At 53.7% G+C, this 21,725-nt stretch carries 21 protein-coding genes; 6 read left to right on the top strand and 15 right to left on the bottom strand.

Features of this window, described 5'->3' with window-relative positions:
- Positions 1-170 precede the first annotated feature (170 nt).
- The 6 genes from metN to proS all read left to right on the top strand — a co-directional run bounded on the left by metN (position 171) and on the right by proS (position 5,789).
- Positions 171-1,202: a methionine ABC transporter ATP-binding protein MetN gene (gene metN / locus FGI04_RS02010; RefSeq protein WP_342699748.1), complete on the top strand. Its 1,032-nt coding sequence runs from the start codon at positions 171-173 to the stop codon at positions 1,200-1,202.
- A complete protein-coding gene (locus tag FGI04_RS02005; RefSeq protein ID WP_407273965.1) occupies positions 1,195-1,848 on the top strand; it encodes a methionine ABC transporter permease MetI in 654 nt (217 codons plus the stop codon). The genes metN and FGI04_RS02005 overlap by 8 nt, the downstream gene beginning before the upstream one ends.
- 65 nt (positions 1,849-1,913) lie before the next feature.
- Positions 1,914-2,729 carry a MetQ/NlpA family lipoprotein gene (locus FGI04_RS02000; protein ID WP_342699750.1) on the top strand — a complete coding sequence of 272 codons (816 nt, stop codon included), beginning with the start codon at positions 1,914-1,916 and terminating at the stop codon, positions 2,727-2,729.
- 114 nt (positions 2,730-2,843) lie between these two features.
- Positions 2,844-3,251, top strand: coding sequence for an envelope stress sensor lipoprotein RcsF (gene rcsF, locus FGI04_RS01995; protein ID WP_012885936.1), 408 nt, complete (start codon positions 2,844-2,846; stop codon positions 3,249-3,251).
- The gene (gene tsaA / locus FGI04_RS01990; protein ID WP_407337333.1) at positions 3,248-3,955 is read left to right on the top strand and encodes a tRNA (N6-threonylcarbamoyladenosine(37)-N6)-methyltransferase TrmO; all 708 of its coding nucleotides are present in this window, start codon (positions 3,248-3,250) and stop codon (positions 3,953-3,955) included. Before rcsF ends, tsaA begins: the two co-directional genes overlap by 4 nt.
- A gap of 115 nt (positions 3,956-4,070) precedes the next feature.
- A complete protein-coding gene (gene proS, locus FGI04_RS01985) occupies positions 4,071-5,789 on the top strand; it encodes a proline--tRNA ligase (RefSeq protein WP_407321731.1) in 1,719 nt (572 codons plus the stop codon).
- A gap of 98 nt (positions 5,790-5,887) precedes the next feature.
- Here the strand turns inward: proS and rpoS are convergent, their stop codons facing one another.
- The 15 genes from rpoS to cysJ form a co-directional block, all read right to left on the bottom strand.
- Complete coding sequence (gene rpoS / locus FGI04_RS01980) at positions 5,888-6,880, bottom strand: RNA polymerase sigma factor RpoS (RefSeq protein ID WP_012885939.1); 993 nt, start codon at positions 6,878-6,880, stop codon at positions 5,888-5,890.
- A gap of 53 nt (positions 6,881-6,933) precedes the next feature.
- On the bottom strand, positions 6,934-8,169 hold the full coding sequence (gene nlpD / locus FGI04_RS01975; RefSeq protein ID WP_407273967.1) for a murein hydrolase activator NlpD: 1,236 nt from the start codon (positions 8,167-8,169) through the stop codon (positions 6,934-6,936).
- Between the two features lie 372 nt (positions 8,170-8,541).
- Positions 8,542-9,168: a protein-L-isoaspartate(D-aspartate) O-methyltransferase gene (locus FGI04_RS01970; RefSeq protein WP_210194588.1), complete on the bottom strand. Its 627-nt coding sequence runs from the start codon at positions 9,166-9,168 to the stop codon at positions 8,542-8,544.
- 128 nt (positions 9,169-9,296) lie between these two features.
- Positions 9,297-10,340 (bottom strand): tRNA pseudouridine(13) synthase TruD, encoded by a 1,044-nt coding sequence (truD, locus tag FGI04_RS01965; protein ID WP_342699754.1) that lies wholly within the window; start codon positions 10,338-10,340, stop codon positions 9,297-9,299.
- Entirely contained in the window at positions 10,334-10,831 is a 498-nt protein-coding gene (gene ispF, locus FGI04_RS01960) for a 2-C-methyl-D-erythritol 2,4-cyclodiphosphate synthase (protein ID WP_012885943.1), read from the bottom strand. The genes truD and ispF overlap by 7 nt, the downstream gene beginning before the upstream one ends.
- A 24-nt stretch (positions 10,832-10,855) precedes the next feature.
- Positions 10,856-11,563, bottom strand: a complete 708-nt coding sequence (gene ispD, locus FGI04_RS01955; protein WP_038905453.1) for a 2-C-methyl-D-erythritol 4-phosphate cytidylyltransferase — start codon at positions 11,561-11,563, stop codon at positions 10,856-10,858.
- Between the two features lie 2 nt (positions 11,564-11,565).
- Positions 11,566-11,919: a cell division protein FtsB gene (ftsB, locus tag FGI04_RS01950; protein ID WP_342699755.1), complete on the bottom strand. Its 354-nt coding sequence runs from the start codon at positions 11,917-11,919 to the stop codon at positions 11,566-11,568.
- A 198-nt stretch (positions 11,920-12,117) separates the two neighbouring features.
- Positions 12,118-12,498 (bottom strand): DUF3561 family protein, encoded by a 381-nt coding sequence (locus FGI04_RS01945; RefSeq protein WP_342699860.1) that lies wholly within the window; start codon positions 12,496-12,498, stop codon positions 12,118-12,120.
- 141 nt (positions 12,499-12,639) lie between these two features.
- Complete coding sequence (gene cysC / locus FGI04_RS01940; protein WP_342699756.1) at positions 12,640-13,272, bottom strand: adenylyl-sulfate kinase; 633 nt, start codon at positions 13,270-13,272, stop codon at positions 12,640-12,642.
- Between the two features lies 1 nt (position 13,273).
- Positions 13,274-14,701: a sulfate adenylyltransferase subunit CysN gene (gene cysN, locus FGI04_RS01935; protein WP_342699757.1), complete on the bottom strand. Its 1,428-nt coding sequence runs from the start codon at positions 14,699-14,701 to the stop codon at positions 13,274-13,276.
- Between the two features lie 11 nt (positions 14,702-14,712).
- On the bottom strand, positions 14,713-15,621 hold the full coding sequence (cysD, locus tag FGI04_RS01930; RefSeq protein WP_016940408.1) for a sulfate adenylyltransferase subunit CysD: 909 nt from the start codon (positions 15,619-15,621) through the stop codon (positions 14,713-14,715).
- Between the two features lie 10 nt (positions 15,622-15,631).
- Complete coding sequence (gene cysG, locus FGI04_RS01925) at positions 15,632-17,053, bottom strand: siroheme synthase CysG (protein WP_342699758.1); 1,422 nt, start codon at positions 17,051-17,053, stop codon at positions 15,632-15,634.
- A 310-nt stretch (positions 17,054-17,363) separates the two neighbouring features.
- Positions 17,364-18,098: a phosphoadenylyl-sulfate reductase gene (locus FGI04_RS01920; protein WP_038905460.1), complete on the bottom strand. Its 735-nt coding sequence runs from the start codon at positions 18,096-18,098 to the stop codon at positions 17,364-17,366.
- 12 nt (positions 18,099-18,110) lie between these two features.
- A complete protein-coding gene (gene cysI, locus FGI04_RS01915) occupies positions 18,111-19,826 on the bottom strand; it encodes an assimilatory sulfite reductase (NADPH) hemoprotein subunit (RefSeq protein ID WP_038905461.1) in 1,716 nt (571 codons plus the stop codon).
- Complete coding sequence (gene cysJ, locus FGI04_RS01910; RefSeq protein WP_407321734.1) at positions 19,826-21,646, bottom strand: NADPH-dependent assimilatory sulfite reductase flavoprotein subunit; 1,821 nt, start codon at positions 21,644-21,646, stop codon at positions 19,826-19,828. Before cysJ ends, cysI begins: the two co-directional genes overlap by 1 nt.
- Positions 21,647-21,725 lie beyond the last annotated feature (79 nt).

The raw sequence follows: 21,725 nt of genomic DNA, 5'->3' as shown, positions 1-21,725 counted from the left end.
CTCCTGATGGCGTAAATTGTGTGTAGTATCGCATGTTTTCATTATCAGAGAGAGTACCTCCCCAATAGGATCTCGATTGACTTGGACGTCTAGACGCCTTAACATCCCTTCCACATTGGGCCGGATTATCATGATTTCTAATTCGGCCATCGGCATCTTTGATAAAACTTATGATTGAACTAATTAATATTACAAAGGTTTTTCAGCAAAAGGGGCGCGCCGTCACTGCACTTGACGACGTAACATTACGCGTACCCGCTGGCCAGATTTATGGTGTAATCGGCGCATCGGGTGCAGGTAAAAGCACACTGATTCGTTGCGTGAATCTGTTGGAAAGACCGACCCAAGGGAAAGTGCTGATCGACGGGAAAGATCTGATGAGCCTGTCGGAAAGCCAACTGACACGTACCCGCCGTCAAATCGGCATGATTTTCCAGCACTTCAATTTGCTATCCTCACGTACCGTATTTGGCAACGTGGCGTTACCGTTGGAACTGGACAACACTTCCGCATCTGATATCAAGCAACGGGTACATCAACTTCTGGATTTGGTCGGCCTGTCGGACAAACATGATGCTTATCCGGCTAACCTGTCTGGCGGTCAAAAACAGCGTGTCGCCATCGCCCGTGCGTTGGCAAGTAACCCAAAAGTACTGTTGTGCGATGAAGCCACCAGCGCACTGGACCCTGCCACTACCCGTTCTATTCTTGAATTGCTAAAAGACATTAATCGTCGTCTGGGTCTGACCATTCTGTTGATTACGCATGAAATGGATGTTGTTAAACGTATTTGTGATCAGGTGGCGGTGATCAGTGACGGCAAACTGATTGAGCAGGACACAGTCAGCGAGGTGTTCTCACACCCAAAAACGCCGCTGGCACAAAAATTTATTCAGTCTACCCTGCATCTGGATATTCCGGATGATTATCAGCAACGGCTATCACCAACACCCCGTCAGGGAAGCGTACCGCTGCTGAGAATGGAATTCACCGGTCAGTCGGTTGATGCGCCGTTGCTGTCCGAAGTGGCCCGCACGTTCAACGTCAACAACAACATTATCAGCGCGCAGATGGATTATGCCGGTGGCGTTAAATTCGGCATCATGCTGGCAGAAATGCACGGACAAGATACCGATACTCAGGCAGCTATCGCATTTCTGCAGCAACACCATGTAAATATTGAGGTATTGGGTTATGTCTGAAGCCATGATCTGGTTGCTTGCCCGCGGTGTATGGGAAACCGTGGTAATGACATTTGTGTCCGGTTTCTTTGGCTTTGTACTGGGTTTGCCTATAGGTGTGCTGCTGTATATCACCCGGCCCGGGCAGATTATCGCCAATCCCAAGATCTACAGCAGTATTTCCGCGCTGGTAAACATCTTCCGCTCAATTCCCTTCATTATTTTATTGGTGTGGATGATCCCATTTACCCGAATCATTGTCGGAACCGCGATTGGCTTACAGGCCGCTATCGTACCGTTGACGGTAGGTGCCGCACCGTTTATCGCCCGTATGGTGGAAAATGCCTTGCTGGAAATTCCAACCGGGTTGATTGAAGCGGCACGCGCTATGGGCGCAACGCCGATGCAGATTATCCGTAAGATTTTGCTCCCTGAGGCGCTCCCCGGGCTAATCAACGCGGCAACGATTACTCTGATTACCTTGGTAGGCTACTCAGCGATGGGTGGTGCAGTCGGCGCGGGTGGTCTGGGACAGATTGGCTATCAGTATGGCTATGTCGGTTATAACGCCACCGTGATGAATACCGTACTGGTTCTGCTGGTGGTGCTGGTTTATCTCATTCAGTTTTTTGGTGAAAGAACAGTTCGCGCGGTTACTCATAAATAATTGGGTTTTAACATCGCGTTTATCTTCTTCAAGTGCAGGTTAAAAACATTACATAGGGGTAAAAAATGGCAATTAAATTGAAATCTCTCGCCGCAGTAGGTGCGTTGATTGGTGCACTGGCGCTGACCGGATGCGGTCAGGAGCAGAAGAACCCTAACCACATTAAAGTGGGCGTTATCGTCGGTGCAGAGCAGCAGGTAGCGGAAGTGGCACAGAAAGTCGCCAAAGAAAAATATGGCCTGGATGTTGAGCTGGTGACCTTTAATGATTACGTGCTGCCGAACGAAGCGCTGAGCAAAGGCGATATCGACCTGAACGCCTTCCAGCACAAACCGTACCTCGACCAGCAAATTAAAGACCGCGGTTACAAGCTGGTTTCCGTCGGCAACACCTTTGTGTACCCGATTGCGGGCTATTCCAAAAAAATCAAATCGCTGAGCGAACTGCAAAATGGCGCTCAGATAGCACTGCCTAACGACCCGACAAATCTGGGCCGTTCGTTGTTGCTGCTGCAGAAAGTCGGCCTAATCAAACTCAAAGATAATGTAGGTCTGTTACCGACCGCGCTCGATGTGATTGAAAACCCGAAAAACCTGAAACTGGTTGAACTGGAAGCGCCGCAATTGCCGCGTTCTTTGGATGACGACCAGATTGCGCTGGCTATCATCAACACCACCTATGCCAGCCAAATCAATCTGACCCCGGCCAAAGATGGCCTGTTTGTAGAAGACAAAAACTCACCATACGTTAACCTGCTGGTTGCCCGTGAAGACAACAAAGACGCAGAAAACGTGAAAAAATTCGTCAAGGCCTATCAGTCTGAGGAAGTGAATCAGGCGGCGTTGAAAGTCTTTAATGGTGGTGCAGTGAAAGGCTGGTAAGTTAATACTTATTTTCTTGCACAAAAGAGATGAAAGACGGGCGCCAGCCCGTCTTGTTATTTTCTGTATAGCTTGCTTCAATAACCGCACTTTATCCAAGCCAGAGGAAAATTTATGCGTGCTGTACCTGTTCTGTTGTTGGCGCTTTCGCTAACAGGGTGTTCCCTGCTGCACAAACCCGCTGCGCCTACGCCACAACCTCAGCCCCCCGCGGCAGTAGAACCTCCGCCGAAGCCGAAGCCAGTCGTACATACTGCACCTGCCGTGCTGTATAAAAGTGCCGAAGAATTGGTAGGTAAACCATTCCGTGATATGGGCGAAGTATCGGGTTCGTCCTGCCAGTCAAGTGCGCAAGATACGCCTCCTAGCATTCCCTCAGCCCGCAGAAAGATGCAAAACCGCGCTACCGCCATGAAAGCTAACGCCGTATTGCTGCATGATTGCCAGATAATCAGCAATGTCGCAGGATGCTACCGTCAGGCCGTTTGCCAGGGCACCGCATTGAAAGTTTCCGCGCAATGAACCAATTTTGCTTTAATCAGATCGGCGTTATCCGTTCCCCTTACAAAGAAAAATTCGCCGTACCCCGGCAACCCGGTCTGATTAAGGATGGCGGTGGGGAGTTACATCTCTTATCGCCTTATGATCAACCCGAGGCCGTTCGCGGGCTCGAAGATTTCAGCCATCTGTGGCTACTGTTTATCTTCCACCAGACAGCCTCCGCTGGCTGGCGCCCGACGGTCAGGCCCCCACGTCTGGGCGGCAATGCCCGTATGGGTGTATTCGCTACCCGTTCAACCTTTCGCCCTAACCCAATCGGCATGTCACTGGTTGAACTAAAAGCCATTCGCACCGGTAGGGATGGCGTCATACTGGAGCTGGGCAGTCTGGATCTGGTGGATGGCACACCCATTGTCGATATCAAACCGTATTTACCCTTCGCCGAAAGCCAGCCTCAGGCGCGTGCCGGTTTTGCGCAATTGGCACCCGACGCCGATATGCCCGTTCGCTTTTCCGCCCTGGCGGAACAGCAACTGACTACACGACAACACACTCATCCCAATTTGCGGCGTTTCATTACCCAGGTGCTGGCACAAGACCCTCGCCCGGCGTATCGCAAAGGGGAAGATGACACCAAAGTGTATGCCGCACGGTTGTTGGAATTTAATGTCAAATGGCAGGTCGTTGACGGCCAAACGGAAGTTATCAGCCTTGATGCCAGTTAAAAAACGCGGCGGCGACTTTTGGGGAACCGCCTGCGCTGGTAAACTAAACCACTTTTTCTGCCTGAACCACACTGTGGTTAATGCTATTTATTTGTTCTGACGGAACTCAAACATCATGCGTACAAGTCAATACATGCTCTCCACGCTGAAGGAGACGCCTGCCGATGCCGAAGTCATCAGCCATCAGTTAATGCTGCGTGCCGGGATGATTCGTAAACTAGCATCCGGCCTTTACACCTGGTTGCCGACCGGTTTGCGGGTGCTGAAAAAAGTCGAAAACATCGTGCGTGAAGAAATGAATAACGCCGGTGCCATCGAGATTTCAATGCCAGTGGTTCAACCCGCCGACTTGTGGCAGGAAAGTGGCCGTTGGGAGCAGTATGGCCCAGAGCTGTTGCGCTTTGTTGACCGTGGCGACCGCCCGTTTGTACTCGGCCCAACGCATGAAGAAGTGATTACGGATTTGATCCGTAACGAAATCAGTTCCTACAAGCAGTTGCCGCTGAACTTCTACCAGATCCAGACCAAATTTCGTGATGAAGTCCGTCCGCGTTTTGGCGTCATGCGTGCGCGTGAATTCCTGATGAAGGATGCGTATTCGTTCCATACCACGCAGGAATCCTTGCAGGTTACTTACGACGCCATGTATGCCGCCTACAGCAAGATTTTCAGTCGCATGGACCTCGATTTCCGCCCGGTACAGGCTGACACCGGTTCTATCGGCGGCAATGCATCCCATGAATTCCAGGTGCTGGCCAGTAGCGGTGAAGACGATATCGTCTTCTCTACAGAATCGGATTACGCCGCCAATATTGAACTGGCGGAAGCCGTTGCACCGGAACATAGCCTGGGCGCGCCAACTCAGCCGATGACGCTGGTAGATACGCCGAACGCTAAAACCATCGCCGAGCTGGTCGAACAGTTTACTCTGCCAATAGAAAAAACCGTTAAGACCCTGCTGGTGAAAGCGACGGAAGAAAGCGGCCATAAACTGGTTGCCCTGCTGGTTCGTGGCGATCACGAACTGAACGAAGTCAAAGCAGAAAAACTGGAACTGGTTGCCAGCCCGCTGACATTTGCTACCGAAGATGAAATCCGTGCGATTGTAAAAGCAGGCCCAGGTTCTCTGGGGCCAGTCAATATGCCGGTACCGGTTGTCGTTGACCGGACTGTTGCCGTCATGAGCGACTTCAGTGCGGGTGCCAACATTGATGGTAAACATTACTTCGGTATCAACTGGGAACGCGATGTCGCGCTGCCGCAGGTTGCTGATATCCGCAATGTAGTAGAAGGTGATCGCAGCCCGGACGGTAAAGGCACGCTGCTTATCAAGCGTGGTATCGAAGTAGGCCACATCTTCCAGTTGGGTAAAAAATATTCCGAAGCGTTGAAAGCCACGGTACAAGGTGAAGACGGTCGTAACCAGACTCTGACCATGGGATGCTACGGCATCGGTGTTACTCGTGTGATCGCCGCCGCCATTGAACAGAACCACGACGATCGCGGCATTATCTGGCCTGACGCTATCGCGCCGTTCCAGGTCGCTATTCTGCCGATGAACATGCATAAATCCTTCCGTGTGCAGGAAGTGGCCGAAGGCATCTATCAGCAGTTACGTGCAAACGGCATTGATGTATTGCTGGATGACCGCAAAGAGCGTCCTGGTGTTATGTTTGCCGATATGGAATTGATCGGGATTCCGCATACTATCGTGATTGGCGATCGTAACCTCGATAATGATGAGATCGAATATAAGCACCGTCGTAAAGGCGAGAAAGAGATGATCAAAGCTGGCGATATCGTTGAGTTTTTGTTGTCTCAGTGTGCCCGATAAGGCAAGTCATCTCTCAGAGATCAAACCTCTGTCGGACATAAAAAATGGTGGGGAATCCCACCATTTTTTTGTGCCATGTTAATTAATTATTGTGCAAGTTATTCGCGGAACAACTCTTCGATGTCCAGACCTTGCACCTGCAGGATTTCACGCAGACGGCGCAACCCTTCTACCTGAATCTGACGAACCCGTTCACGTGTCAGACCGATTTCACGACCGACATCCTCCAGTGTGGCAGCTTCGTATCCCAGCAGACCGAAACGACGAGCCAGTACCTCACGCTGTTTTGCGTTCAGTTCAAACAACCATTTAACGATATTCTGCTTCATATCGTTATCCTGGGTAGTATCCTCCGGGCCGTTATCTTTCTCATCGGCCAGAATATCCAGCAGCGCTTTTTCCGAATCCCCGCCCAATGGGGTATCGACCGACGTGATGCGCTCATTGAGGCGCAGCATGCGGTTCACGTCGTCCACAGGCTTATCCAGGCGTTCAGCAATCTCTTCTGCACTCGGCTCATGATCCAACTTGTGGGAAAGCTCACGAGCAGTACGCAGATAAACGTTGAGTTCTTTGACGATATGGATAGGTAAACGGATAGTTCGGGTTTGATTCATGATGGCCCGTTCAATCGTTTGACGGATCCACCAGGTGGCATAAGTTGAAAAACGGAACCCGCGTTCAGGGTCAAATTTCTCAACAGCACGGATAAGACCGAGGTTTCCCTCTTCAATCAGGTCCAGCAATGCCAGGCCCCGATTGTTGTAGCGGCGGGCGATTTTCACCACCAGCCGCAGGTTACTCTCAATCATACGGCGGCGAGAAGAGACATCGCCACGTAATGCCCGACGGGCAAAGTAAACTTCTTCCTCAGCCGTCAGAAGAGGTGAGTAGCCGATTTCTCCCAGATAGAGCTGAGTTGCGTCCAGCACGCGCTGTGCTGTTCCTTGCGAAAGCAATTCCTCATCGAGTAGATCGCTATCGCTGGTTTCTTCCTCCGCAAGCGCTTTGTCGTCAAAAACATCGACTCCGTTCTCATCAAATTCAGCATCTTCATGCAACTCGTTAACTTTCAGCGTATTTTGGCTCATAAGTGGCTCCTACCCGTGATCCCATGGCAGGATACCAACATACCCTGCCCGATTTATCGCTGCGGAAGAAAACGCAGCGGGTTTACGGATTTCCCCTTGTAACGAATTTCAAAGTGCAAGCGTACTGAACTGGTTCCGGTGCTACCCATGGTAGCAATTTGTTGACCCGCCTTTACCTCTTGTTGTTCCCGGACCAGCATGGTTTCGTTATGGGCATAGGCGCTCAGGTAGTCATCATTATGTTTGATGATTATCAGATTACCGTAACCGCGTAACGCGTTACCCGCATACACTACGCGCCCTGAAGCGGTAGCGACAACGGATTGCCCACGTGAGCCGGCGATATCAATCCCTTTATTTCCCCCCTCTGAGGCTGAGAAATTATCTATGACTTTCCCATCTGTAGGCCAACGCCAACTGGCAATTGCCGTGTTTGTTTGCGTCGGTTCGGTGGCAGGCAACGTAGCTGCAGCCCCTGCCGCAGGCAGCATCTTACCGCCCGCATTCTGTTTACCCGAACCCTCAGAATACGCATTAGTTGGTTGAGAATCAACCTGTGCAGTTTGCATTTGTGTTGACGATGGCGAGGCCGCAGCAGCAGCGGCGGCGTTCGCTGGCAGCATATGACCGCTGCTGTTGGCGGTATTATTTCCTGACAACATACGACTACCGCCAGAAGCTTTCGCCGCATTCTCTGGCAACATATGGCCGCTGTCTGACGGGCTGCTGGCGACAGGTGCTGGGGTCGTTGTCATGGTCGGTGTACCAGCAACCGCCATACCCTGAGAACCGCCAGAAGCATTCATGTTACTGCCAAGACTCAGCGTCTGGCCGACATTCAGACTATAAGGCTCCTGAATATTGTTGCGCTGGGCCAACTCGCGGTAATCATTACCGGTGATCCAGGCAATATAAAACAAGGTATCCCCACGTTTGACGGTGTAGTTATTGCCGGTATAACTTCCTTTCGGAATGCTGTTATAGCTACGGTTATAGACAATCTTCCCTTCCCGCGTGGTGACGGGTGCCGACGATGCCTCGCCAGAAGAAGGACGGCTGATACTCGCGGAAGGAAGAGGCTGCGAATTATTTTTCATGCTGCTGCCGACGCTCGAAATACGCGGCGGTGGTGAATAGGTGGTCGTACTGCCCGAACGGCTTCCCGCGTCGTTACCTCCTACGCTGCTGATCGGGGCTGCCTGATTATTGTCATTTGCACAACCAGCCAATCCCAGAGTAATAATCGAACACACAGCGATCTGACGCCAGCTAACGATTTGGCTTCCCATGCGCCAAACTCCCCCTATAACCAAAAATGACGAAATCTGCCCGGCCCCGGAGTTTACTCCTGTCCGGGGTACCCTGATGAAGGGTGGTGAACATGCCAAACAACGCAAATCGCAGCCACCATTCATCGTCTTCGTCGATACAAACAGGCAATAACCACACAGTGCTACCTGGCAGTCATACCGTACCAACAGGGCTAAGACACGGACAACGACGGCACACAGCCTATCAATATCAATCCGTTATCACCATAAGACAGTTGTATTGAAATTTTAAATACGGATGTTTTACCGATAAATACTGTTTACCAAATAAGTACTGTTTTGCCGATCAAGACGATGTCATTGAAGATGATGACCGCGAGTGCCACGGTATCAAGCCAGTTCCCCTTTGACCAGCGGAACAAACCGAACGGTTTCCACCGTCTGGACGATAAATTCACCATGACGGTGCACAACCACTTGCAACGTTTGCTGTTGCTCCCCTACCGGCAACACCATAATGCCGCCTTCATCAAGTTGCTCCATCAACGCCGAGGGGATCTCCGGCGGTGCCGCCGTGACAATAATGGCATCGAATGGCCCTTTAGAAGCCCAGCCTTGCCAGCCATCGCCATGGCGGGTGGAAATATTATGCAAATCCAGTTGCTTAAGACGCCTTTTCGCCTGCCACTGCAGGCCTTTAATACGCTCAACAGAAAATACATGTCGCACCAGGTGTGCCAGGATGGCGGTTTGATAACCGGAACCCGTGCCAATTTCCAGCACACGAGATACCGGTGTCAGCCGTAACAACTCCGTCATTCTGGCGACGGTGTATGGCTGAGAAATGGTTTGTCCGGAGCCTATCGGCAGGGCGACATTATCATAGGCTTTATGCTCGAACGCCTCGTCAACAAAGCGTTCACGGGGAACCGAAGCCATCGCCTGCAACAGGCGTTCATCCTGAATTCCCTGCTGGCGAAGCTGCTCCAGCAGCGTCTGCACGCGTTTGTTCACCATTCCCAGCCCGCTCCAGCGTTAGCCCACCTCATCAACTCGCTCCGTCCCCCGATAGCAAAGAAACCGACTGCCCATCCCGGCATAACACCAGCGTCTACGGCCGAAAAACCCGCCGCGTATCAGACCGATTACCTATTCTCCTGTTGCACAGGAAGCAGCAGTTCCCGCACCACGCTGGTGGCAAAGCACCCCGCAGGCAGCCAAAAGAGTAACTCCAGCGTAGCATCATCTTGCCACGACCAGCGCATCTCTTGCGGATACAACATGATAGCGCGACGAGCACTCTCCACCCGTTCACGCATCAACAATGATAAGAGCAGAGTATGCTCCTGCAAACATTGCTGCTCAAACGACAGCGCCTGCGCTTGCACGCCAGAGTCGACTTGTCCCGGTAAGGCCGCGGTAATTTGTACGTCGCCAGCATTCACTCGTGACTGCGCGTCGTCCAACTCCTCCGGCTTCACCACAAACCAGCTACCGCGACCGGTCAGTTGCAGCGCATCACCCACCAGGACTTGTGTTGGGCCATACGTCGCCAGCCGCGCGCTGGCAATCTGATTAAATAATTCACTGCGAACCGCCGACAGGTAGAAGCTACGCTTGCTGCGATCCTTAACCCGAATCTCGTCGTTCGCCCAACGGCGAGCCTGCTCGAGATTATTGCCATCGCGACCAAACCGCTGACTGCCGAAATAATTAGGGACGCCCCCAGCGGCGACCTGTTGCAAACGGGTCTCGACCTCGGCACGGTCGCTAATTTCACGTAGCACTAGTCGGAACGCATTGCCACGCAGCGCACCAATGCGAAGTTTACGGCGATGGCGATGTGCTTCAAGAATTTCACACCCATCGAGCGCAAATGCCGACCACTCGGGGTCCTCTTTGCCCGGCAAATGAAGACAGAACCACTGCTCGGTTACCGCATGACGATCTTTTAGTCCGGCATAGCTGACAGAACGCGCCGGAATACCCGCAAACCTGGCCAGAGCTTCCGCCACAAAAATGGTATTACACTCTCGTTTACGAAGACGTACCAGCACATGTTCGCCATCACCATCTGCGGTAAACCCCAAATCCTCGGCAACGAAGAAATCATCTGGCGACGCCTTGAGTGCCCCTGTTGCGACAGGTTCACCATGCAGCCAAAACAGTGACTCACGAGCCATCACCATGCCACGACTCCCGCCGCATCGCTTCTGACCAGTAACACGACCGCTTCACAGGCAATCCCTTCGCCACGACCGGTAAAGCCCAGTTGCTCCGTGGTGGTAGCCTTCACATTGACGTCATCCATATGCGATTGCAGATCTTCGGCAATATTGACACGCATTTGTGGGATGTGCGGTGCCATTTTCGGGGCCTGCGCAATGATAGTGACATCCAGATTACCCAACTCGTAACCTTTATCAGTAATACGACGCCAGGCCTCACGCAGTAATTCACGGCTGTCGATACCGCGATAAGCCGGGTCGGTATCGGGAAACAGTTTGCCGATATCACCCATTGCCGCCGCGCCCAGCAGTGCGTCGGTAACGGCATGCAACACAACATCACCATCGGAATGCGCCAGTAAGCCGCGCTCATAGGGAATACGCACCCCACCGATCACCAACGGACCTTCCCCGCCAAATTTATGCACATCAAAACCGTGACCGATACGCATCACTCAGGCTCCTTTATTATCGTGTTAATCATTATCCAGACTGCGCGTCAAATAAAACTCCGCCAGAGCCAGATCCTCCGGGCGTGTGACTTTGATATTGTCTGCGCGCCCCGGAACTATCTGTGGCTGATAACCGCAATATTCCAGCGCCGAGGCCTCATCGGTTATGGTTGCCCCTTCGCGCAACGCTCGCTCCAGACACGAGCGCAGCAGCGCCAGCGGGAACAGTTGCGGCGTTAGTGCATGCCACAGCGCTTCGCGCTCTACCGTGTGGTCAATGCGTCCATCACGGCTGCGCTTCATGGTATCACGTACCGGGGCCGCCAAAATGCCACCGACTTCACTCTGCCCGGTCAGGAGCAATAGTCTTGATAAATCATCCTGATGCAAACAAGGGCGAGCGGCATCATGCACCAGCACCCAATCGGCTTGCTGTACCTGTTGCAGCCCTGCCAGCACCGAGTCGGCACGCTGGCGACCGCCGTTCACCACCTGAATGCGGGGATCCGAAGCCAGAGGCAGCGCAGAAAAATAGGGGTCATCGGCGCTAATAGCGATAATTATCCGTTGAATTCGCGGCTGGCGTAACAACGCAGCGACGGTGTGTTCAAGAATGGTTTTCGTGCCGATGGAGAGATACTGTTTGGGGCGATCACTGTGCATCCGGCTGCCGTTACCAGCCGCCGGTAAAACAGCGACCACCTCAGCCACAGCGTGATTCGGAGTAGACATACCTAGCGAGACATCGATGATGAAGTGGAAGACGTCGGGGAGGATGGAGCAGGTGACGCGCTGTTGCCAGCACGGCGATCAGCCTGATCTGCCACTAAACGATAAAAACTTTCACCCGGTTTGGTCATACCCAGCTCGTTGCGCGCACGCTCCTCAATGGCTTCCTGACCGCCGTTGAGGTCGTCGATTTCGGCGAACAGCTGTTCGTTACGGGATTTCAGTTTAACGTTGTTGGCCTGCTGCACCGCCACGTCATCCTTCACCCGCACATAATCATGAACACCGTTTTTCCCCAGCCAGAGCGAATATTGCAACCAACCGAGAAGAATCAACAATAATAGCGAAAGTTTTCCCATCCAGCCCCCTGAAAAGCCGCCTAATCATCCCATAACTTTTGTCAGGACTCCACCTCCGCCAGCAGCATTCGTTTCTGGCAGGGAAAAGTCAGGCGTAACCGGTCGGTGACGGATAAAGTTACTCACTCATGGACATAGTTTTAACAAAGAAATAAATAGTCTGAAATCGGTATCGTGGCGGGAATAACGCCTGAAGGGCTACCATCCGGTGATTAATACGAACACCAGCCAGAATACACCCGGGATGCTGACCGCACAGCAGAGCATCATCCACCCCACATGATTCGGCAACAATACGCGGAACAACATACCGATCAGAACTGACAGGGGCATCAGCGCCAGGAAGAAAGGCCAGGTATACAGCATCAACAGCAGCGTGGAATTCAGGCCGTAGAACACGAATGGCAGGGAAAAAGCCAGCCAGTAGAAACAAAAACCGGCCAGTGCGCCCACCAGCGGACTGTAGGACGCCCCAGGAGGCACGTCCTCCTCGCCTTGAAAGGTCTGCGAACTGCGATAGGTTTGCACACTACTACAGGTTTGCGTACTGCTATCAGGTAATGGCGTCACACTCTGCATCATCGTTCCTGCTTACCCCATCACCGGGTAACCGTTGGCCTGAAGACTGCCCCTTCACTCGCGCACCCCGTAGCGCGACAACGTAAACACATCTACTCTACGCCACGGCGGTGAACAGCCTCGTGAAGGGCCATCTGAGGGTTAGATGATAGCTCGACCATGCAGCATATCTAATAATTCGTCGACTAAATTTGTTACCAATTGTTGGCCATCCAGATGCAATTCAGGCTGTCCCGGGGCCTCATAAATGGCATCAATACCGGTGAAATTACGCAGTTCACCGGCGCGGGCTTTCTTGTACAGTCCTTTGGGGTCACGGGCTTCACAAATCGCCAGCGGTGTATCCACGAACACTTCAAGAAACTGCCCCTGATCAAGCAGTTCGCGTACCATCTGTCGTTCAGCACGATGCGGAGAGATAAACGCGGTTAATACAACCAGCCCCGCATCGACCATCAACCGGGCGACCTCGCCCACCCGGCGGATATTCTCTCGCCGGTCATCGTCGCTGAATCCCAGGTCCCGGCAGAGGCCATGCCGAACATTATCGCCATCAAGCAAATAAGTACTGACACCGCGGGCAAACAGCGACTGCTCCAGCGCCCCGGCTAACGTCGACTTACCGGAACCGGACAACCCGGTAAACCACACCACAACGCCACGGTGACCGTGTTGCCGTTCCCGGTCTTCACGCGCCACCGCATGGTCATGCCACACCACATTGGTGTCAACCGGTCTATTGCTGTCAGCCGGTCTGGAATGCGTTTGCGCCACCTTATTTTCCTCCCAGCAGATCACGCGCACCCCAGTGCGGGAAGTGGCGGCGAATCAAGGCGTTCAACTCCAGCTCAAACGCGCTGTAATCACCAGTCTGCGCGACAGTCTGTGCCACCGGCTCACGCACCAACCCGGCACCAACCGTCACATTACTCAGACGATCGATAAAAATCATGCCGCCGGTAACCGGATTGTGCTGGTACTTATCCAGCACCAACGGTTCATCAAAGGTGAGCTCCACCAGACCAATACCGTTAAGCGGCAGCGATTCGGTAACCCGCTGCGTCAAGGTGTTGATGTCCACCTGATAGTGAATCTTTTCCACCCGTGCGCGGGTTTTCTTACCGGCAATTTTGATATCGTAGCTTTGGCCCGGCACCAAGGGTTGCTCAGCCATCCACACCACATCCACATTAGCACTGCGAACCGCCTGAAGTGTTTCTTCACTGCTGACCAGCAAATCTCCCCGGCTGATGTCGACTTCACTGGCTAGCACCAGCGTCACCGCTTCACCCGCCTGCGCCTGCTGTAGGTCACCATCGAAAGTCACAATTCGGCTGATGCTGGACTCCACACCAGAGGGCAAGACTTTCACCCGTTGCCCAACCTGCACCGTACCTGAGGCGACCGTACCGGCATAACCACGGAAATCAAGATTCGGGCGGTTGACATACTGCACCGGGAAACGCATCGGTTGACTCAGGCTACGAGCAGAAACATTGACGGTTTCCAGCACGTCCAGCAGTGTTGGGCCGCGATACCAGCTCATAGACGAACTGGGCGTTGCCACATTATCGCCATCCAGCGCGGAAATCGGTACAAAAGTGATATCCAAATCTGCAGGCAGTTGACCGGCAAAATCCAGATAATCACGCTTGAACTGCTCAAAGACCGCCTGCTGATAATCCACCAAATCCATCTTGTTAACCGCCACCACCAGATGGCGAATCCCCAATAGCGTAGCGATAAAGCTGTGACGCCGGGTCTGATCCAGTACGCCTTTACGCGCATCAATCAACAAAATCGCCAGTTCGCAGGTAGACGCGCCGGTCGCCATATTGCGGGTGTACTGCTCATGCCCCGGCGTATCGGCAATAATAAATTTGCGCTTTTCAGTAGAAAAATAGCGATAGGCTACATCAATGGTGATGCCCTGTTCGCGCTCAGCCTGTAAGCCATCCACCAGCAACGCCAGATCCAGCTTTTCACCCTGCGTACCAAGACGTTTGCTGTCATTGTGCAACGTAGAGAGCTGATCTTCGTAAATCTGACGCGTATCGTGCAGCAATCGGCCAATCAGGGTGCTTTTGCCATCGTCAACGCTACCGCAGGTCAAAAAACGCAGCAGGCTTTTGTTCTGCTGTGCATGAAGATAAGCCTCTACCCCGCCCTGCTCGGCAATCTGTTTTGCAATGCTATGATTCATTTGACGATTCCTCAGAAGTACCCTTGACGCTTTTTAAGCTCCATAGAGCCGGCCTGATCGCGGTCAATGACCCGTCCCTGACGTTCGCTGGTGGTGGACACCAGCATCTCTTCAATGATTTCGGGCAACGTCTGCGCCTGTGACTCCACCGCGCCAGTCAGCGGCCAGCAACCCAGTGTGCGAAAGCGCACCATACGTTTAGCGACAACCTCACCCGGCTGCAGATCGATACGGTCATCATCCACCATCAACAGCATGCCATCGCGCTCCAGCACCGGACGTTCCGCAGCCAGATACAGCGGCACAATATCGATATTTTCCAGATAGATGTATTGCCAGATATCCAGTTCAGTCCAGTTGGAAAGTGGGAATACGCGGATGCTTTCACCTTTGTTAATCTGGCCGTTGTAATTGTTCCACAATTCCGGCCGCTGATTTTTAGGATCCCAACGGTGGGCACGATCGCGGAAAGAGTAGATACGCTCTTTAGCACGGGACTTTTCCTCGTCACGGCGAGCGCCACCAAATGCGGCATCAAAACCGTACTTATCCAATGCCTGTTTTAACCCTTCGGTTTTCATGATGTCGGTGTGCTTGGCGCTACCGTGCACAAAGGGATTGATCCCCATCGCCACCCCTTCCGGGTTACGGTGCACCAGCAACTCACAGCCATAGGCTTTGGCGGTACGATCGCGAAACGTGTACATTTCGCGAAATTTCCAGCCAGTATCCACATGCAAGAGCGGAAATGGCAACGTGCCCGGAAAGAACGCCTTGCGGGCCAGGTGCAGCATCACGGAGGAGTCCTTGCCGATGGAGTACAGCATCACCGGATTGCTGAATTCGGCCGCCACCTCACGAATGATATGAATACTTTCTGCTTCAAGCTGTTTTAAATGCGTGAGTCTTTTCTCGTCCATAACCTTAACCTTAAGCCAGATTCACCACGGCCGGGCGCCCATCAGTCGGCGTCATCCGCGCTTGTTCACCAAACCAGGCGATGTGTTGATGCAAATCCACCACTTCGCCGATAACCAGCAATGCAGGCGTTGGAGCCTGTTGCGCCAGCGTTTCTAATTCCGCCAGTGTTCCTGTCAGCACGACCTGATCCTGCCGGGTACCACGACCGATGACCGCCACCGGCGTCTGCGCAGCCCGACCATGCGCAATCAGTTGCTGGCTGATTTCCGCCGATTTGACCGTACCCATATAGATAGCCAATGTCTGCCTGCCGCGCGCCAGCGTCGACCAGTCCAGCGCATCGCCATCCGGTCGACAATGTCCGGTGATGAATGTCACGCTCTGCGCGTAATCCCGGTGTGTCAACGGAATGCCAGCGTAGGCTGTCGCACCTGCCGCCGCCGTAATTCCCGGTACCACCTGAAATGGAATGCCTGCCTGCGCCACCTGTTGCAGTTCTTCACCACCACGGCCAAAAATAAAGGGATCGCCGCCTTTGAGCCGCACAACCCGTTTCCCTTCTTGCGCCAGTTTCACCAGCAGCGCATTAATCTCTTCTTGTGGCAGCAGGTGCGCGCTGGCGCGTTTACCGACACAAATTCGCTCGGCATCACGGCGCACCAGGTCCAGCACGTCGTCACTGACCAGATGATCGTAAAGCACCACATCCGCCTGCTGGATGACCTGCAAGCCGCGCAGTGTCAGCAAACCGGCATCACCGGGACCTGCCCCCACCAACGCCACCTCGCCCTGTTGCCCCTCAGGCTGCGACAGTTGCTGTTCCAGTTCCTGCTCGGCCTGAGCCAGTTGACCGGCCGCTACCAGACTGGAAAAACGGCCAGTAAACACACGCTCCCAAAACCGACGACGTTCCGTTATTGATGCCAACTGCTGCTTGATGCGACCTCGCCATCTTCCGGCCAGTTCCGCCATCTGTCCCAGACGAGCAGGCAATAGCGCCTCAAGCTTCTCTCGCAATAACCGCGCCAGCACCGGTGCCTGACCACCGGATGAAATCGCCACCACCAATGGTGAGCGGTCAATCAGCGACGGGAAAATGAACGAGCATTTGGGTTGATCGTCGACCACGTTAACCAGTAGCTGGCGTTGATTGGCCTGCTCAAACACCGTGGCATTCAGCGCCCCGTCGTCCGTGGCGGCAATCACCAGAAACACGTTATCCAGCAGCGCAGGGGAAAAATCCTGCGCTACCCAGGCCAGTTGTCCCGCCTGATGCAAAGCCTGAAGCGGCTCACACAATGACCGCGCCACGACCCGGACATCCGCCCCGGCGCGTTGCAACAAGTCAATTTTGCGGGTTGCCACCTCACCGCCACCCACCACCAACACGGGGCGTTGCCGGAGATCGGCGAATATAGGGAGATAGTTCACAGATGCCTTTACTAAGCTAAAAATTCTATAAAGCGACTATAAAACGTGAAGAGAAGGGTTATGAAATGCCGAATTAGTATGATTAGTTCCGTAATGGAATAACAAACTATGCGTGAAAGAATAAAAACGCTTAATAATGGTTTTTCATGACTATTTTTACACTTCACGTTCACCTGAGCCTGCATTTGGCAGGCGAGAACATCAGTATGGAGATGATGAGATAGCGTTGTGCACCTGCCGCCGGAATAGCCACCGGTGACAACGCTCATGGACAAGAAGAAGAGTGACAAGCCGTTTGAACCAGTAGGAATCACCCCTCATGCAGCCCGCATTCGCGTTTCAGGCCGAAGAAACGGGTTTCTTCCTCACTCATGCCCGGTTCCCATTTACGGGTGGTGTGGGTATCACCGACGGACAGATACCCCTGCTCCCAGAGCGGATGGTAGCTCAGCCCATTGGCTTTCAGGTACTGATACACCGTGCGGTTATCCCAATCGATGATCGGCAAAAACTTGAATACCCCACGCCGGATAGCCAATACCGGCAAGCCTTCCCGACTCCCTGACTGTTCACGACGCAAGCCAGCAAACCAGGTGCCAACCTGTAATTCCTGCAACGCCCGGTTCATCGGTTCGACTTTATTGATCTGGTTGTACTGTTCAAGCCCTTCCAGCCCCTGTTCCCACAATTTGCCGTAGCGAGCCTCCTGCCAGGCAGGAGACTGCGCCGCTCGGTAAACGTGCAGGTTAAGGTTCAACTGTTCGGTTAATTGATCGATGAATTGATAGGTTTCCGGGAACAAATAACCAGTATCGGTGAGCACAACCGGGATATCCGGCCGTTGCCGGGTCACCAGATGCAAACTCACCGCGGCCTGAATGCCGAAACTGGAAGACAGCGCGAACTCACCCGGCAGGTTTTCCAGTGCCCAGCCCACACGGGCTTCAGCAGACAACCCTTCCAGCAATTGATTGACATCCGCCAGAGCGGCGGTCTGCTCCGTTTGAGACAAGGCGCGCAGCGCCTCCAGATTCAGACTGGACATCAGGTTCTCCTGTCAGTCGTAAAAATCAACAGCGGGATCCAGCACCGGTTTAATGATGCCGACACGGATGGCAAAATCGCCAAACCCTTCGCCGCTTTCGCGCTCGCTGGCCCAACGCGCGACCAATTGGTCAATCTCCGTCAGGATCTCTTTTTCGGTGATGTTCTCCCGGTACATACGCGGGATGCGGGTACCCTCGCGGTTACCACCGATATGCAGGTTGTAACGACCGATAGCTTTCCCCACCAGGCCAATTTCCGCCAGCATGGCGCGGCCACAACCGTTAGGGCAACCCGTTACGCGCAACACGATATGGTCATCACCCACGCCGTGTTTTTGCATAATGCCTTCTACCTGCGTGACAAACTCGGGTAGGAAGCGCTCTGCTTCCGCCATCGCCAGCGGGCAGGTTGGCAGCGAAACACAGGCCATCGAGTTCTGCCGTTGCTCGGTGAGACTATCGTCGATCAGGCCATGCTGGCGTGCCAGCGCCTCGATTTTCGCTTTATCCTTAGCCGCTACCCCTGCCACGATCAGGTTCTGATTCGCGGTCAGTCGGAAATCGCCTTTGTGGATTTTAGCGATTTCCGCCATGCCGGTTTTTAACGGACGCCCCGGATAATCCAGAATGCGGCCATTTTCAATGAACAGGGTCAGGTGCCAGTGATTATCGATCCCCTTCACCCAACCGATGCGATCGCCGCGACCGGTAAACTCGTATGGCCGAACCGCTTCAAACGCAATACCAGCACGACGTTCGACTTCCTGTTTAAAGGTGTCGACGCCTACCCGCTCCAGCGTATATTTAGTCTTGGCATTTTTACGGTTGGTACGGTTGCCCCAGTCACGTTGGGTGGTGACCACTGCTTCGGCTATCGCCAGTGTCTGCGCCAACGGAATGTATCCCAACTCACTGGCCGTACGCGGATAAGTGGTCTTGTCGCCATGAGCGATAGACAAGCCGCCGCCGACCAGCACGTTAAAGCCCACCAGTTGGCCGTTATCCGAAATAGCGACAAAGTTCAGATCATTGGCGTGCAGATCCACATCATTCTGTGGCGGGATCACCACCGTGGTCTTGAATTTACGCGGCAGATAGGTCGGCCCCAGAATCGGCTCTTCATCGGTGGTGGCAACCTTTTCCTTATCCAGCCACACTTCGGCGTAAGCGCGAGTACGCGGCAGCAGATGTTCGGAAATTTTCTTCGCCCACTCGTAGGCCTGCTGATGCAGCACCGACTCGACCGGATTGGAGGTACAGAGCACGTTACGGTTGACGTCATTGGCGGTTGCCAACGAATCCAGCCCAACGTCATGCAGCAACTGATGAGCGGATTTCAGATCATTTTTCAAAATACCGTGAAACTGAAAAGTTTGACGGTTCGTGATACGGATACTGCCGTACAGCGTTTTTTCACCCGCAAACTTATCGATAGCGAGCCACTGCTGCGGCGTCATCACCCCACCCGGCAGACGGCAGCGCAACATCATGGCATGACGCGGCTCCAGTTTCTGCTCGGCGCGTTCAGCACGAATATCGCGATCGTCTTGCTGGTACATGCCGTGAAAGCGGATCAGCAGAAAATTATCACCGTTAAAACCGCCAGTCAGACCGTCGTTTAAATCTTGTGTAATCGTACCGCGCAGGTAATTGCTTTCCCGCTTCATACGTTCGGCGTCAGCCAGCGTACCCTCGACCACCAGCGGACCAGAATATCTTTCGCTCATTAGTACACATCTCTCTGATAACGCCGCTCAAGACGCAGCTCGCTTAAAAACTCATCCGCCTGTTCGGCGTCCATCCCACCTTGCTCAGCCACCACGTCCAGCAGCGCGTGCTCCACATCTTTTGCCATGCGATTGGCATCACCGCACACATAAATATGGGCACCATCCTGAATCCAGCGCCACACCTGCGCGCCTTTTTCACGAATTTTGTCCTGCACATAGACTTTGTGGGCTTGATCGCGTGACCAGGCCAGATCAATGTGGGTCAGCAGCCCCTCTTTGACGTAGCGCTGCCATTCCACCTGATAAAGGAAATCTTCAGTGAAGTGGGGGTTACCGAAAAACAGCCAGTTCTTGCCGCCTGCTCCCTCGGCCTCACGCTGTTGCATAAACGCGCGGAACGGAGCAATACCGGTGCCGGGCCCAATCATGATAACCGGCGTGTCTGGGTTGGCAGGCAGACGGAAATTATCATTGTGTTCAATGAACACACGAACGTCACCCTCTTCGTCCAACTGGTCAGCCAGATAACCTGACGCACCGCCGCTACGCGCACGACCTTCATATTCATAGCGCACGACGCCGACGGTGATGTGCACTTCACTGCCCACATCGTCCTGTGACGATGCAATAGAATAGAGACGCGGCGTCAACGGACGCAGCAACCCGATAAGCTGTTCCGGCGTCAGTTCCACCGGTGCTTCGCGCACCATATCCACCAGCGGAGTACGTTGCGCGTATTGCTGCAGGGCAGGCTTATCCGCCACCAATCCCAGCAAGGTGTCATTGCGGGACAACGCCGCATAGCTGGCAACGATCGGAGCGGTATTCTGCGTCAGCTCAAAATGACGTTGTAGTGCCTCGGCCAGCGGCAGGGTGTTGCCGCCAACATTGACCGGTTCATCACCTTTTAACCACAACAGACCCAGTAGCTCCTGCACCAGCGCTGGGGAGTTTTCATACCACACCCCTAACGCATCACCGGGCTGATAACGCAGGCCAGAATCGCCTAAGTCGATTTCGATATGGCGGACATCTTTCTCTGAGTGACGGCCGGTAATCTTCTGATTAGTTACCAACGAAGCGGTATAAGGTGCTTCTTTGTGGTACGGGCTGGTGGTCACGGCGTTAACCTGACCAGTGGCAGCGGTTTGTACCGCCGCTGCCGTCTGGCTGGCGAAACGCGCTTTCAATGCCTCAGCCACCTGATGTCGCCACTGCTCCGCCAGCGGCTGGAACTCCACATCGGCATCGACACGATCCAAGAGGCGCTCAGCGCCCAATTCTGCCAGACGGCTGTCAAAATCTTTACCGGCCTTGCTGAAGAATTCGTAAGAGGTATCACCCAGACCAAATACCGCGAATGTCAGCCCCGCCAGCGATGGCGCTTTTTTCGAGAACAGGAACTTGTGTAGTGCCACCGCTTCTTCTGGCGACTCGCCCTCGCCCTGCGTCGAGGTGACTATCAGCAACAGTTTTTCCTGTGCTATCTGCTTGAACTTGTAATCACCGGCATTCACCAGCGTCACGGGCAGGTTGGCCGCGAGCAGCTCGTCGCGAACCTGCTCCGCCACACGGCGCGCGTTGCCAGTCTGGGAGGCTGAAATCAGCGTAATGGCGGCGGGCGGTGCCGCCTCTACAGCGGCTAACGCGCTGGTCGGTGCGGCGAGCGCACCGGGTTGCTGCTGAATCACGCCCCAGAAATAGCCAGACAGCCAGGCCAGTTGCGCCGGTGAAAGATCACCGGTCGCCGCCTGAAGACGCGAAAGTTGCTCCGCGCTCAACGGGAGCTGCGGAGTCGGAGAGGCCGGAATGCTCATTATGGTGTCGGTATCCTTGTTCTGGCTGCGGGCGCGAATGCCGGGTTGCCGCCATAGCCAATATCATGAAATAGAAAGT

The sequence above is a fragment of the Dickeya ananatis genome (assembly GCF_019464615.1).
In the GTDB taxonomy this organism is placed as follows: Bacteria; Pseudomonadota; Gammaproteobacteria; order Enterobacterales; family Enterobacteriaceae; genus Dickeya; species Dickeya oryzae.
Note: the sequence above shows the minus strand (reverse complement) of the source record. Positions and strands in the feature narration are given on the sequence as shown.